Here is a 13,911-nt window from a genome sequence, read left to right as displayed (position 1 = left end):
TCGGGTCGACGGCCAGCCTGGCTGGCCCGGCACAATCCAACGCAGACAGGCGCGGGATGCTTCCCGCGCCCTATTTAGCCTGCCTGTTCGGTTGCCGGTCCCTGCTCGACCGCGGAGAGCGCCTCCCGCACGAAGTCGGCGGACAGCACGACCGCCTCAGCGGTATCGCGCGAGACCGCGATGGCCGGGAAAGCGTGCAGCTGCCACGAGTAGCTGTGCACCTTGGCAACCACGCCTGCGGTGGTGAGCTTCTCGGCGAGCTCCAGAGCATCCGGCTCCAGGAACTCATCCTGCGCGGTGATGAGCAGCGTAGGCGGAAACGCCTCGACAGGCACCGAAATCACCCGCCGCTCGCCAGTGAATTCCACTGGGCCCCTGTCGAATTTGGGTGCGAGCTTGGCGAGCTTGCCCTTGGGTAAATATGCGTCATGGCGGCTGGTGCTGGCCGGATTGGACGCCAGGTCCAGATCCAGCAGCGGCGAATACCCGACATAGGCAACGGGTTTCGGAAGTCCATGGGCGTGCGCATGCTCAATGACCTTGCCGCTCAGGTACCCGCCGGCCGAGTCACCGACGATCACCACCCGCGCGTAGTCATGCAGCAGCTCGCGATAGGCCTGCACCGCATCCGCCACCGAGGTACCCACCCCGGCCACCGGCAGCTGCCGGTAGTCGAGCACGTAGACCGGGATCTGAAGCTGGCGCGCCAGCAAGCCGGTGATCTTGCGGTGGGTGGCGGGTCCGCACGCGATGAAGGCGCCACCGTGCAGATACAGGATGGCCGTATCGGAATCACTTGCTTGCGTCCCCGCCGGCACCATCAGATCCGTAGGCCGGTCGGCCAGGGCGATCCGCGTCCGCTGAATGCCGGGCGCATCGGGTCCCCGTTGGGCGCCCTGGTCCAGCCATTTGAGCTGGCGAAGACCGGCGTCGAGGATCGGAAACAGGATCAACAGCGGCTTGACGAACAGCAGCACAAACAAAAACGGCAACCGGGCCTTGAGACCCGACTTGGGGTGCAGGGTGACGACCATCCGCTAACGCTACCGCCAGGGGATCGCACACCCGTAACCTCGGTGGGTGCCTGAGACCAAGGGTCGACGTCAAGACCGCCGGACCGCCGTAACGACTGCGGCAATCCTCGACGCGGCCGAAGCACTTTTCGTGGAGCGCGGGTTCCATGCGGTCACCATGGACGCCATCGCCGATACCGCCGATCTCGCGGTTGGTTCGATCTATCACCACTTCAAGAACAAAGAGCGTCTCTATCTCGCACTCGTCGAGCGCGCCTTGCTGGTCAACGAGGAGGCGATGGCAAAGGCCTTCGGCAAGGGGCGCACGCCGATGGAGGAGCTGCGCGCTGCCAGTGATGCCTACTGCGATTTCCATCTGCAGAACCCCGGGTACTTCCGCATGATCGCCCTGCGCACTCTCGACGTTCCCCCCGGAGATATGGCCGACGAAGTCGAACGCCGGATCGCCGACAAGGTCGAGTCGCTGGTCGGCGATATCGCTGATGTACTCCGCCGCGCCGACGCCGCAGGTGAGCTGTACTGCACAGATCCGGTCCGGACATCCATCTTTCTGTGGGGCGCATGGAATGGCGTCTTGTCGCTCAATTTACGTCCTGACAGGCTGCGCCTTGAGCCCGCCGAGATGCAACGCGTCTTGGCCTTGGGGCGCGAAATCATCGAGCGCGGCCTCGCCCGCACCAAAGTCTTGTAGGAGCGTTCAGTTTTGTAGTAGCGTTCGGTTATGGTTCTGGCGGCGGCGATCCAACTCGAAGCAGTCATCGGCGATGTCGCCGCGAACCTGGACAGGTGCTCCACGCTCGCCGATAAAGCCGGCCAATCCGGCGCGCGCATCATCGCGTTACCCGAGTTCTTCACCAGCGGGATCGCCTTCGATCCCTCCTTGAAAAAGGCCACCCTGCCCTTCTCGGGAGAGGCCACCGAACTGCTGTGCTCACTGGCCCGTCGCTACGACGCGCTCGTCGGCGGCTCGTTCCTGTGCCGGGACGGAGACGGGCACGTCCGCAACGCCTACGTCGCAGCGGATGCGACGGGAGTGGTTGGGCGCCACGACAAGGACCTGCCGACCATGTGGGAGAACTCCTTCTACATCGGCGGCCGGGACGACGGGGTGTTCCGTGCGGGCGCGTATGACGTTGGGGCTGCCGTGTGTTGGGAGCTGATGCGCACCCGCACCGCACAACGCATGCGTTCACGGGTCGACTTGGTGATGACCGGTTCTGGCTGGTGGTCCGTACCTCCATGGCATCCACGCTCGACATTCGAGGGGATGGAACGCCGCAACCACGAGACAGCCCGGGCCGCGGCGGGCACCTTCGCCAAATACGTTGGAGCACCGGTTGTTCACGCTGCACACGTCGGCGATTTGCGCTGCGCTATGCCTTGGATTCCCCTCGAGTACCGGGGGCATTTTGAGGGTTCCACCCTCATCACCGATGGTGCCGGGCATATCATCGCCGAACGTCGCCCCGAACAGGGACAGGGCATTCTCCTCGGCGAGATCGACCTCGGACGCCAGGCACCCACGACTGAGATTCCCGACCGCTTCTGGCTGCATCCCCGCGGCGCACTCCCCACCGCCGCATGGCATTACCAACGGTGGCATGGCCGGCGGTGGTATCGCAGAAACATGGTCAGCGCATGAACCTCGTCGTCCGCATCGGCCTACTCGAGCTGGCATTCGGGGCAATGATGGGGTGGGCGGTGGCCGCCAACTTCCTTGCCCCGCAACTGCTCAAGCGCATCGGTGTAACGAACGGCCGCAGGTTTCTCCAGGCCCATCTGGACTACATCATGATGGGAATACTCCTGATCGCGGTGGGGCTCGCCGTGCCGGGAATGCCCGGCTGGCTGGCCGCCGTCGTGGTCTTTGGCGCGCTGCTGAACCCAACCCTGTTTCTGCCGATGGCGTTCAAGGAGAATGTTACGTCCACCGCGGTTTTCAAGGCTGTCACGTTCGCCTCATTCGTGGCAACCAGTGGCGGTCTGGCTTTAGTTGCAGTCCAATAGGATTGGCAGCCGCAGCCCGCTTCAGGCCGTCTTTGTGGCCCTGATCGTGTACGTAAGGGGCATGACACCCGACCGCTCACTCAGCGCCCATTCACCTCCGGGCCGCGGCGCCATATGGCCGGGAAGTGCCTCCCAGGGAACACTATCGTGCTCGATCAGGAGATCGATGCGCAGACCGCTCGTGATCAGAGCCGTCACGATCTCGCCGAGAGAGTGATTCCATTCGTAGGTCGTCGAAGCCTGAATGACCTTATCCGTAGGGACGTATGTTTGACCGTCGTCCCATTCCAACGGTTCGTCATGCTCGAAGTACGGGTATCGCAGACGCAACTCATCGCCAACGGAATCATCTATCGACCACAAGATCGGATGTCCTTCGCGGATGACTAGAGCCCCACCGGGAGCAAGGAGCGCCGAGACCACCTCCGCCCACGCGTCAACGCGAGGAAGCCAGCACAACGCCCCAATTCCGGTGTAGACAAGGTCGAAGCTATTGCACGGCAGCACTTTTGCCGCATCGTGAACGTCTGCCTCTACGAAGGTCACGACATCGCCCGTCTCGGCGGCCAGTGTCCGAGCCTCCCGGATAGCGTCCTGTGAGAAATCCAGGCCCGTCGCGACGGCACCCAAGCGGGCCAACGAAATCGTGTCCGTCCCAATATGGCACTGCAGGTGCACGGTGTTCTTGCCGACGATGTCACCGAGCACCGGCAGGTCGAAACTGACGACATCCGAGAGCAACGAGCCGTTGTCGACGAACTCCTGCACCTGATACCCCGAGCCATCACGAGCCGCGTGAATTGCGGCTCGCTCGTTCCAGTTGGCCCGATTCGCACCCAACCAACCAGCTCTGTCACTCATGGCTGCCATCCTATTGGCGCGTACAACCTATTTAGCTGTACGGACAATGATCAGGTCGGCAATCTATTAAACCGTTGCGCTAGTGGGCTCGTCCGGTTGCGGGCCACGTTCGGGCTCATCTCTAAACGTGGCGCGTTTCCGGGTGGGGAGTTTCTGCGGCCACCAGAACCAGGGCCCCAGGAGCCTGGCCAACGGCATGACCAGGAACAGCCGGACGATCATCATGTCGAAGATCAGGCCGATGCAGATAGTGGACCCCGCCTGGCCGATGTTGACGACATCGCTGGAGAGCATGGCCAGCATGGTGCCGGCGAGCACGAATGCCGCGGTGACGGCGACGTTGCCTGAGCCTGCGATGGTACGAATCAGACCGGTGCGTATTCCGGCAGAGAGCTCTTCGCGGTACCGGGAGAGCAATAGCAGGTTGTAGTCGCAACCCACCCCCACCAGCACGATGAACGCAATAGGCAGGGTCAGCCAATGCAATTCGATACCGATCAAGGTCTCCCAGATGAATGCCGCCAGCCCGAGGGAGCCCAGGAAAGACAGCACCACAGTGATCAGGACGATCACCGAACCGGCCAGGGTACGGGTGATCACCATGACAATCAGGAACACCAGCCCGAACGTGGCCAACATCATCGTCAAGATGTCGTTCATGGAAAATGCCTGCACATCACGGTAATTCGCGGATGCACCGGCTACCAGCAGATCGACATTGGACAGCGATGTCCCCTTGATCGCCTCGTGGGCGGCGGACTCGGCGCGCTGAATCTGATCAATGCCCTGGGGACTCATCGCTTCGCCCTCGTGGTAGATCAGAATCCGTGCACCCTTGCCGTCAGGGGTCATCATGAACTTCAACCCGGTCTGAAAGTCCTTAGTTTTGAACGACTCCGGCGGCATGAAGAAGAAGTCGTCATTCTTGGCGTTGTCGAAGGCCTTACCCATATCGACCATCGGGTCGATCATGGGCTCCAGCTGGGCGATGGTGGCGTGGAAGAGGCTTTGCATCGTCAGGGTCAGCTGCTGCATGACAGCCATGTTCTGCACCATGGCATTGAGCTGCGTGATCATCTGCGGAGTGGCCGCATCAACCATGCTCAGCCCGTCTACCATCGGGCCCAGTTGCGAGGTCGCTTCGTCAATGTTGTCGACCGATTCATTCAACGAGCGCATGGCCCAACAGATCGGAATGTCGAAACAGTGAGGCTCCCAATACAAATAGTTACGTATCGGGCGGAAGAAGTCATCAAAGTTGGACAGGTTGTCACGGGTCTTCTCCATCGCGGCCTTCAGACCCCGGGAAGCCTCCACGGACATCTGCGTACCCGCGGACAGCTGCCCGGTGATGTTCGCCATGTTCTTGCTCAACTCCATCATGTCCCCCATCCGGGCGGCCATGGTGTCGATGTCGGTTACGCGGTCTTTCAGGAACCCCAGATTCTGACCGATCTTGGTGCCCATTGAACCCATCGCATACGGCAGCGAGGCGTGTTCCAGCGGTCGGCCATTGGGCCGGGTAATGCTTTGCACCATCGAAATACCCGGCGTACGAACAATGTTCTTCGCGATCCGGTCCAAACTGATCATGTCGGTGGTGTTGCGCATGTCGTGATCGGCCTTGATGTACAAGGTGTCGATCGAGAGCTGACTCGGCTGGAAATGCCGGTCTGCGGCGTCATAGCCGCGAGACGACTCGACACTCTTGGGAGCGTAATCGCGGTCGTTGTAGCTCACCGTGTAGTTGGCCAGGTTCGCGATACACAATGGAATCACCAGCGCTGCAACCGCAATCATCGCGACAGGCCACTTGGCGATCGCCGTGCCCAGCTTGCGCCAGACCGGGCTGGTCTTGGCCGGCTCGGAGAGCCAGGGGATCTTGCTACCCAGTGTCAATAGGGCCGGCCCCAGCGTGAGCGCCGCGATAACGGCGACGACCATTGCCACAAAACACGGTGGCCCCAACGTCCGGAAGTAGTCGAGGGTCGTCAGGCTCAGGCACAGGCACGCACCCGATATCGCAATGCCCGATCCCAGAACAACGTGGGCCACGCTGCGCACCGAGGTGTAGTAGGCGGACTCCCGGTCCTCCCCCGCGCGCCGGGCCTCCTGAAAACGGCCCAGGTAAAAGATCCCGTAATCGGTGGCGACACCGAGAACCAATGACACGGCCATGTTCATCGCGAACGACGAGATCCCGATGACGTGGTTTTCGACCAGAAGGGAGACCACGCCACGGGCCGTGGCCAGTGTGATCAACACACCGATCAGCGGGATGATCGCCCGAGTGAACGAGCGATAGGCGATGAGCAGCATCGCGATGATCACCACGATGGTGACGATCGTCAGCGTGACCATGCTCTCGTCGGCGGCATTGAGAGTGTCTGAGGCCAGGGGTGCCGGCCCACTCACGTAGACCGTGAGCCCTTCGGGCTTGTCCTTGTCCAGCTTTTCGATGATGCCGCGGATGGCCTTGATCGACCTGTTCGAGTCGGCGTCACCCAGATCTCCGGCAGGACGCACTGTCAGCGTTGCGGCCTGCGCGTCGGCGCTCTGCTGACCTGACCTGGTGACAGGGTCGCCCCACAGATTCATGAGCGATTGCACGTGCTCTTTGTCGTCGAGTAGACGGCGAACCATCTCGTCGTAGTAGCGGTGGTCCTGCTCGCCGAGTGTGCGGCCCTGGGTCTCCAGGACAACTACCGCCATGCTGGTGTAGTCGGACTCTTCGAAGTCCTGCCCCTGCGTGATGGCAGCGGCCGACGAGGGTGCGTCACGGGGAATCATCGCCTTGGCATTGGCCGCGGTCGTTTCTTCCAGGGTGGGCACGAAAATGTTGAGGGCTGCGGCCGCCAGCACCCAGAAGATGACCACCGGAATCGCCAGCACGCGGAGCAATCGCGCAGGCCCAGGGCGCTTCTCGGGTTCCTGTGCCACCGGCGGTGCGGGCGCTACCAGTACCGGACCGGTCGTCGCGTCCTCCGGCGGCTGCTGACCCGACGTCATGCTGCCGTCACCGTGCATGCGACCGCGGCACTGGCATGGTTGACAACCTGTTCCTCGCGGACCTCGCCGTTGACCCGGATGCGGCAGCCCAGCGAGTCCCCGTCCACCTGGGCGACCAGGCTCAGCGACGCGGCCGACGACATCGTGGTTTCAGAGACCGACCACGGCAATGCGGTCAGCACGACGTCGACGGGTTCGCTGTTGAGGTTGGCATAGGACACCTTCCCGCTGGTTCCCAAATTGCCGAACACCTCGTAAGTGACGTTCTTGGGATTGATCTGAACAACCGTGGCCGGAATCGGGCGGGTGGTCGCCGGATGGCTGATTGCCTGCGACTTCTCTCGAATCCGATTGACTCCGAAGCCAACGACCACGATGACGATGAGCGCCACCAAAGGCATCCACAACGTGCCGAGAAGTCGACCGGCACGGCCTCGCGACTGTTTGTGCCGACTCATAGCTGAGTACCCCTGACCTGGACGGGATGGATAGCGGACACGCGATCCTCCTTGCCGCTCGTGTCGTTGTTACCTTCGGTAACATAGCTCTTGTTACCAAAAGTAACAAGTCGGCTAGGCTGTTGAACCATGGAGGCAGCTTTGACGTCCGGCGTGGGCTCGCGTCGTCCGTGGGCAGAGCGCCACGCGCACCTGCTGGACACCGCCGAGCAGTTGTTCTTCGAGCGCGGCTTCGCCGCAGTGTCGTTGAGCGATATCGCCCAGGCCGCAGGCGTCACCAAGCCCATTGCCTACCGTCACTTCACAACCAAAGATGGCGCATATCTGGCGTGCGCGCGGCGCGCACAGGCTGATTTCGCGCAGACGCTGATACAGCGGGTAGATCCCACGCTGACCGTGCGCGACCAGTTCGCCACCGCCGCCGACGTGTTCTTCGAGCTCTTGGAGACTCATCCCGAGCGGTGGGAACTTATTTACGGCAGCGCCGCGGTGTTGCCTGCCGAGTCACGTGAAGAACTCTCCGCCTTGCGGTTGGACAACATCGAGACTACCTACGCGCTGATCACCAAGGACCATCCCGACGTACCTAAGCTTTTCGCCGAAGGACTCTCGCACGCCATGTCCGGTGCAGCCGAACGCCTCGGGCATTGGTGGCAGTCCCGCCCCGACCTGGACCGCCAACACATGATCGACATCTACGTCGAAATCTTCTATGCCGCCGTGGCCCCCAATCTCGATTCACCGCCATCAACAGACAAACGCTGATCAGTACCGCCGTCACCCGTCGCCGGTGACCGGTCCGGCACGGGCCGCCGCCCGGGCCGGACCCACACCGAACCGGCCTAACATCGCCGGAAAACTCACCCCGACAACAACATCGAGGTCCTCAACTACGCAACTGTTGACAGTGGCACCCATCCTCCGGGCAACAACGGCCACCTTGTCGCAGGCCGAAGCCGCGCCGTACAGCGCACGCTGTGCACCAGCCAGCGCAGATAGATCAGCGGCGGCCTGCGCGCGATGCCGCGCCACCACCGCCGAGCCCACCGCAGCGCCTCCTGCGGTCAGCGCCAGCAGCACGACCATCATCGCCACCGCGACGATGGTCGCCGAGCCTTCCTCAGCCCTCGGGTTCCATCGCGGAAACCGATTCGGCGGCAATCGTGATGGCGGGCAACAACCGGCTTCTCGCGGTAACCCGCGCCACCACGTAATCACCGTCGCGCCGAACCTCGACCACTGCGCCGCGAGGAGCAAGGCGGTGTGCGACCCCTCTCCCACCGCCTTCGTCACCGCGGGCGGCCAACCGTGCCGCCTCACGCGAGGCGTCCACACAACGCACCTGCATCGACACCGCTTGAATACCCGCAGAACACAACACGAGTACCGTCACCAATGCTGCGATACCGAACGCGGCTTCGACGGTAACCGCTCCGGTGTCGCCCGCTAGACGGCGGTGTTGAGCGCGCGCGTGATGATGTTGGTAAGCGCACTGACAATCGAGTCCCCGGTGACCACCGTGTAGAGGATCGCTCCGAAGGCCGCCGCCGCGATCGTCCCGATCGCATATTCGACGGTGGACATGCCGTCCTCTGACTCGACGACCACCACCATCCGCCGACGTAGCGTCGTCAAGATGTTGCGTATCAATGGATTCCCTACCTTTCAACCCCGCGGTCGGTCCGCGGGTCACAGCACGCCACTACTGAACACATCCCGCGCCAAACCCATGACGACAGGCACAATGCCCAGACAGACGAAGGCCGGCAGAAAGCACAGACCCAGCGGCGCCCCGATAAGCACACCGGCCCGTTCCGCAGTGGCCACTGCCGAATCCAGCGCATCCCTGCGACACTGAGTGGCCAACGAGGCGATGCCATCAGCCATCACCGCACCGGAGTCGGCTGATCGCCGCGCTAGCCTGGTCAGCGCCTGCCGCTGCTCATATCCCGGATCATCCGAAGCTCCCGGGTCAGCCCAGGCCGCAGACGCCGGTGCCCCCAAGGCGAGCATCTCCCCTGCGCGATTCAGGATGCGGGCCAGTTCCGACGGCGCGGACGACGACACCACTAACACGGCGGTTGCGACCGGCATCCCCGATCGAAGACACACGCTGAGCACATCAAGACTGAATGCCATTCCCAATAAACCCTTTTCAGCCACGCGGCGATCGGCAGAGACAATTGCGTCGGCACGCGACAGCCTGACCCGAGCACGCAACGCTCCCGGCGCGGTCACAATCGCCGCGGCCAGCATCAGCAGCGCTGCGGTCATCGCAATGCCTTCCCCGTAATAGCGTCGGACCACAGCAGACCTGCACACGCCAGAGCCACCCCAACAACGAGCAGCACGCCACCGAACCCACCTGAGCTCAGCACGGCGAGCGGTTTGGCTCCGATCATCTGCCCCAACCCGATTCCCACTGCCGGCAGACCGGTGAGCACTGCCGCGGTCGCGCGAGGCCCGGCGAGCCCGGCGTTAACACGTGAGGTAAATCGTTGCCGCTCTTGCAGGTCCGTCCTACATGCGTCAAGCAGATCGGCAACCGCGAGACCGTGCTGCTGGGCCAGTGCCCAGCCGCTGCCGATCCGATCCCACTGGCCCGCCAATGGCCCCAGTCTCGGCATCGCCGGATCCAGTCTCACCCCGAGACGTGCGCGTGCGGCCATGGCCGCGAACACCTCCCCGACCGTTCCGCCAAGCTCCGCCGCAGTGATTTCGAATGCGTGCACCGGATGCGCACCGACCCTCAGCTCGCCGACGAGGACATCAAGGCCGGACTCCAAAACAGCCAGTTCCTTCGACTGGACCTTCAGCCGGGAGCGGCGACTCCACCACATGCACAAGGTTCCACCCACCACCCCCACCGCGATCACCACCGACAGAGGCAACAACCACAGGGCCGCCAGCACCAGCACTCCCACCGGGGCTGCCGCCAGTTTCCAGTTCCACCGCCGCGAGGAAGACCTCTGCCATAAGCGTGAATGCCTTTGCGGTGCAACAAGTAACGCGACAGAGAGCAGCAGTAGGGCCTGCGGTGTCATGTAACACCCCGTGCGATCAATGCGTCGAACCGCTCCGCGCCGGAACGAGGCCCACCGTCTAGATTCCACGCGGGTATCACTCGCGCTATCCCGTCGTCACCCTTGCACACCACCGCGATCTCAGTCAGTTTCCGAATGTTCCCAAACCGCCTGATGTGACATACGCACTGAATGGCCGCGGCGAACTGCGAGTGGAGCGCGGCACGATCGAGCCCACCCAACGCCCCGAGCGCTTCCAGTCTTGCCGGGACCTCTGCCGGGGCGTTTGCGTGGACAGTTCCCGCACCTCCATCGTGACCGGTGTTCAGTGCGGTCAGTAGCTCAACCACCTCGGCGCCCCGCACCTCTCCCACCACGATGCGATCGGGTCGCATCCGTAACGCCTGCCGCACCAACTGGCGGAGGGTGACCTCTCCCACCCCCTCGACGTTGACGGTGCGTGCAGCCAACGTGACCACATGCGGATGACGCGGCGCGAGCTCGGCGGCGTCCTCGGCGCAGATGATGCGTTCCGATGGATGGACGGCTCCGAGCAGGGCCGATAGCAGCGTCGTCTTACCCGCGCCAGTTCCCCCCGTTACGAGGAAGGCCAACCGGGCCGCCAGCATCCCGCGAAGCAAGACTCCAGCGTCTTCAGCGACGGTGCCATCAGCGATCAGCTGATCCAAACCCTTAGCAGTCGGGCGTAATACGCGCAGCGAGACACATGTTCCGCCCACCGCGATCGGCGCCAGCACAGCATGAAGGCGTACCACTGAACGCGGTGGGCCGATCCCTGTCAGCTGACCGTCGACAAACGGTTGCGCGTCATCGAGACGTCGCCCCACCGCGAGAGCCAGCCGCTGCGCGAGTCGCCGCACGGCGGCCTCGTCGGCGAATCGCACTGCGGTGAGCCGCAATCCTTGACCGTCATCCACCCAGACCCGATCCGGCGCGGTGACCAAGACGTCTGTAACTCCGTCCGCACCTAACAGTGGCTCGAGGATGCCCGCACCGGCCAGCTCACTTTGGAGCTCCTTTATGTTATGCAGCACATCGCTATCACCCAGTACGCCACCGGATTCAGCGCGTATCACCGCCGCTACCGCCGTAGGACGCAGCGTCGCGTTCTCGGTCGCGAGCCGTTCCCGAACGCGATCGATCAGCGATCCGGTCATGCCGCCGCCCCCTTGCCCTCCCGCGAGACCAGCGCCAGCACGGCGTGCGCGGCACCCGTCAACGGTGAACGGCGCGATAATCGCAGACCGCCGTTGTCGAGGCGATTGCCGAGATTCGGTTCCGGCCGCATCGCGGCGATCATTGGGGCCCCCACGATTTCGGCCACCTCGGCCGCCCGCAACCCGCTCGGAGCCGGACCTCGCACCACAACGCCGACGTTCGGATTGATGAGCTGTATCGCGCTGGTCACAAGCGCAGCGGCCGCGCAGGCTCGCACCTCGGCAGGTGTCACCACGACCACCAGATCCGCGCGCTCCAGTGCGGCCACACTTGTCGCACCGAGACGCCGCGGAAGGTCGACGATCACCGGCACGCCAGCGTCGCGTGCACTATCGATGACCCCACCGATCGCCTCCGTGTTGCCTCCGCCACCCGTTCTGTCGCCCGACACCACGACAAGCCCGCGCCGATGCGGCAGCGCACGTCGAAGAGCATCGAAACCCACTCGACCACTGCGCATATCGATGTCCGGCCAGCGCAGGCCCTCGACGTCCTCCCATCCGAGCAGTAGGTCGATTCCGCCTCCGTACGGATCGGCATCCACGATGAGCGCACCGCCCGGCACGCAGAGACCAATCGCCGCACACAGCACCGACGCACCGGCACCACCGCGTCCTCCCACCACCGCAATCACCGGGGCGCGACCCGCCGAGGCGCTGACCGGCATCGCCGCACATGCCTCGATGAGCCTGACTTCGTCCTCGGGCAACGTGAGCACCTGCTCGGCACCCACCGCGACCGCTCTGCGCCACATCTCGCTTGTCGGCTCGTCCCCAGAGATGAGTAACACCCGAGCCCGACGAGGCAGTCTGATCACAGCTTCCAACGACGGGTCGGCTCCATCGAGCAGCACCGCACTCGCGCGGGTCCAGGCCTGTCTGCCGATCGAACCGGCATCGGTAGCGGTGATCAGTGGCCTGCCAGTCGCGGCGACGATCCGCTCGATGTCGTTGCCAAGCCGTCCATCGCCGACTGCCACGACGATCGGCTCCCCCGCATTTGCCTCCACGCGCTCCACCATCAAGGTTGCACGACGTGAACGCCAGCGGCCTCATCGAGATTGGGGATGGATACGAATCTGTGGATAGATCCGGGATGAGCCGCAAAAAATCGGTGACAAACGTCCCCAGAAAAGAGGACGACCCTCGCCAGGGGGGGAGGAGGCGAGGGTCGTCGTGCTTCAGCCCCGGGGGGTCGGGCTGAGACACACTCGGCATAGCCGAGTAACCCCACTATACACACGAACCAGGTAAGGGTGGCAAGACCAATCGGCTGAAAAAAGCCAAAGAAAGGCAACCCTTCTTCTGGCGTAGCCGCGTTACCAGACGACCCCGGCTGAACTGGGACTTTACTGATGGACCCGACGATGTAGTCCGTGAGATCTATCCTCGAGCTGTGACCGACCACGCAACGGCACCCGGATCCTCTCCGTCTGTCGAAGACCGGGATGCCGCGGCCATCAGTGAGCCCACGGACGCCGGCCAAGCCCCCAGAACGGCGGCCTTCTTCGATCTGGATAAGACCGTGATCGCAAAGTCGAGCACCCTCGCCTTTAGCAAGCCGTTCTTCGACCAGGGCCTAATAAATAGACGCGCTGTCTTGAAATCGAGTTATGCGCAGTTCTTCTTCTTGCTGTCGGGTGCCGATCACGACCAGATGGATCGCATGCGCACACACATCACCAACATGTGTACGGGGTGGGATGTCGAACAGGTGAAGGCGATCGTGGCCGAGACACTGCACGACATCGTCGATCCGTTGGTGTTCGCCGAGGCGGCCGATCTGATCGCCGATCACAAACTCTGCGGCCGTGATGTTGTGGTGGTCTCGGCGTCCGGCGAAGAGATCGTGGCCCCCATAGCGCGCGCACTCGGCGCCACCCATGCCATGGCCACGCGCATGGTGGTGGAAGAAGGTAAGTACACCGGAGATGTCGCCTTCTACTGCTACGGGGAAGGCAAGGTGGCCGCGATCCAGGAACTCGCCAAGCGCGAGGGCTACCCACTGGAGCACTGCTACGCCTACTCCGATTCGATCACCGACCTGCCCATGTTGGAGTCTGTCGGTCACCCGACAGCCGTCAACCCGGACCGGGCGCTACGCAAGGAATCCATGGCACGCGGATGGCCAGTGCTGACGTTCTCACGGCCCGTGTCGCTGGGCGACCGGATACCCGTTCCCTCCGGCGCGGCGGCCGCCACTACGGCGGCCGTGGGGCTGAGCGCGATCGCCGCTGGCGCACTTACCTATTCGCTGATTCGCAAGCTACGGCCGTAGTAC

The 13,911-nt window shown here is 63.3% G+C and carries 16 protein-coding genes; 5 read left to right on the top strand and 11 right to left on the bottom strand.

The annotated features are described in order from the left end of the window. Positions 1-74: 74 nt before the first annotated feature. Positions 75-1,034 carry an alpha/beta hydrolase gene (locus HBA99_RS02200; RefSeq protein ID WP_070951629.1) on the bottom strand — a complete coding sequence of 320 codons (960 nt, stop codon included), beginning with the start codon at positions 1,032-1,034 and terminating at the stop codon, positions 75-77. Between the two features lie 46 nt (positions 1,035-1,080). Between HBA99_RS02200 and HBA99_RS02195 the strand changes: the two genes are divergently transcribed. From HBA99_RS02195 to HBA99_RS02185, 3 genes are read left to right on the top strand one after another with little or no spacing between them, the layout of a single operon-like run. Then, positions 1,081-1,725 (top strand): TetR/AcrR family transcriptional regulator, encoded by a 645-nt coding sequence (locus HBA99_RS02195; protein ID WP_070918858.1) that lies wholly within the window; start codon positions 1,081-1,083, stop codon positions 1,723-1,725. A gap of 30 nt (positions 1,726-1,755) precedes the next feature. Then, positions 1,756-2,676, top strand: coding sequence for a carbon-nitrogen hydrolase family protein (locus HBA99_RS02190; protein WP_070951630.1), 921 nt, complete (start codon positions 1,756-1,758; stop codon positions 2,674-2,676). Continuing rightward, on the top strand, positions 2,673-3,041 hold the full coding sequence (locus tag HBA99_RS02185; RefSeq protein WP_030095876.1) for a hypothetical protein: 369 nt from the start codon (positions 2,673-2,675) through the stop codon (positions 3,039-3,041). Before HBA99_RS02190 ends, HBA99_RS02185 begins: the two co-directional genes overlap by 4 nt. Before the next feature lie 21 nt (positions 3,042-3,062). On the opposite strand, the gene HBA99_RS02180 is transcribed toward HBA99_RS02185, so the two are convergent. The 3 genes from HBA99_RS02180 to HBA99_RS02170 all read right to left on the bottom strand — a co-directional run bounded on the left by HBA99_RS02180 (position 3,063) and on the right by HBA99_RS02170 (position 7,369). Then, on the bottom strand, positions 3,063-3,902 hold the full coding sequence (locus tag HBA99_RS02180) for a class I SAM-dependent methyltransferase (RefSeq protein ID WP_070952354.1): 840 nt from the start codon (positions 3,900-3,902) through the stop codon (positions 3,063-3,065). A 66-nt stretch (positions 3,903-3,968) separates the two neighbouring features. Beyond that, positions 3,969-6,911 carry an MMPL/RND family transporter gene (locus HBA99_RS02175; protein WP_070952355.1) on the bottom strand — a complete coding sequence of 981 codons (2,943 nt, stop codon included), beginning with the start codon at positions 6,909-6,911 and terminating at the stop codon, positions 3,969-3,971. Beyond that, on the bottom strand, positions 6,908-7,369 hold the full coding sequence (locus HBA99_RS02170; RefSeq protein WP_057967167.1) for an MmpS family transport accessory protein: 462 nt from the start codon (positions 7,367-7,369) through the stop codon (positions 6,908-6,910). The genes HBA99_RS02175 and HBA99_RS02170 overlap by 4 nt, the downstream gene beginning before the upstream one ends. Before the next feature lie 129 nt (positions 7,370-7,498). Here HBA99_RS02170 and HBA99_RS02165 point away from each other — a divergent pair, with 129 nt between their 5' ends. Continuing rightward, positions 7,499-8,134, top strand: coding sequence for a TetR/AcrR family transcriptional regulator (locus HBA99_RS02165; RefSeq protein WP_070951631.1), 636 nt, complete (start codon positions 7,499-7,501; stop codon positions 8,132-8,134). A 12-nt stretch (positions 8,135-8,146) separates the two neighbouring features. Here HBA99_RS02165 and HBA99_RS24750 read toward each other — a convergent pair whose 3' ends face one another. Genes HBA99_RS24750 through ssd form a run of 7 tightly spaced genes read right to left on the bottom strand, consistent with a single transcriptional unit; the run spans position 8,147 to position 12,640 of the window. Beyond that, the gene (locus HBA99_RS24750) at positions 8,147-8,530 is read right to left on the bottom strand and encodes an Rv3654c family TadE-like protein (RefSeq protein ID WP_268793566.1); all 384 of its coding nucleotides are present in this window, start codon (positions 8,528-8,530) and stop codon (positions 8,147-8,149) included. Further along, entirely contained in the window at positions 8,490-8,774 is a 285-nt protein-coding gene (locus HBA99_RS24745; protein ID WP_272936705.1) for a TadE family type IV pilus minor pilin, read from the bottom strand. The genes HBA99_RS24750 and HBA99_RS24745 overlap by 41 nt, the downstream gene beginning before the upstream one ends. A 41-nt stretch (positions 8,775-8,815) precedes the next feature. Then, a complete protein-coding gene (locus HBA99_RS02155) occupies positions 8,816-9,007 on the bottom strand; it encodes a DUF4244 domain-containing protein (protein WP_030095883.1) in 192 nt (63 codons plus the stop codon). Between the two features lie 51 nt (positions 9,008-9,058). Further along, positions 9,059-9,643 (bottom strand): type II secretion system F family protein, encoded by a 585-nt coding sequence (locus HBA99_RS02150; protein WP_057967169.1) that lies wholly within the window; start codon positions 9,641-9,643, stop codon positions 9,059-9,061. Then, complete coding sequence (locus HBA99_RS02145) at positions 9,640-10,413, bottom strand: type II secretion system F family protein (protein ID WP_070951632.1); 774 nt, start codon at positions 10,411-10,413, stop codon at positions 9,640-9,642. The genes HBA99_RS02150 and HBA99_RS02145 overlap by 4 nt, the downstream gene beginning before the upstream one ends. Beyond that, entirely contained in the window at positions 10,410-11,570 is a 1,161-nt protein-coding gene (locus tag HBA99_RS02140) for a TadA family conjugal transfer-associated ATPase (protein ID WP_057967171.1), read from the bottom strand. Before HBA99_RS02140 ends, HBA99_RS02145 begins: the two co-directional genes overlap by 4 nt. Next, positions 11,567-12,640 carry a septum site-determining protein Ssd gene (gene ssd / locus HBA99_RS02135; RefSeq protein WP_057967186.1) on the bottom strand — a complete coding sequence of 358 codons (1,074 nt, stop codon included), beginning with the start codon at positions 12,638-12,640 and terminating at the stop codon, positions 11,567-11,569. The genes HBA99_RS02140 and ssd overlap by 4 nt, the downstream gene beginning before the upstream one ends. 386 nt (positions 12,641-13,026) lie before the next feature. Between ssd and HBA99_RS02130 the strand changes: the two genes are divergently transcribed. Next, positions 13,027-13,908: an HAD-IB family hydrolase gene (locus HBA99_RS02130; protein ID WP_030095888.1), complete on the top strand. Its 882-nt coding sequence runs from the start codon at positions 13,027-13,029 to the stop codon at positions 13,906-13,908. Positions 13,909-13,911 lie beyond the last annotated feature (3 nt).

The sequence above is a fragment of the Mycobacteroides chelonae genome, assembly GCF_016767715.1.
GTDB lineage: Bacteria > Actinomycetota > Actinomycetes > Mycobacteriales > Mycobacteriaceae > Mycobacterium > Mycobacterium gwanakae.
The sequence above is the reverse complement of the archived record's forward strand: the minus strand, read 5'-3'. Positions and strand labels throughout refer to the sequence as shown.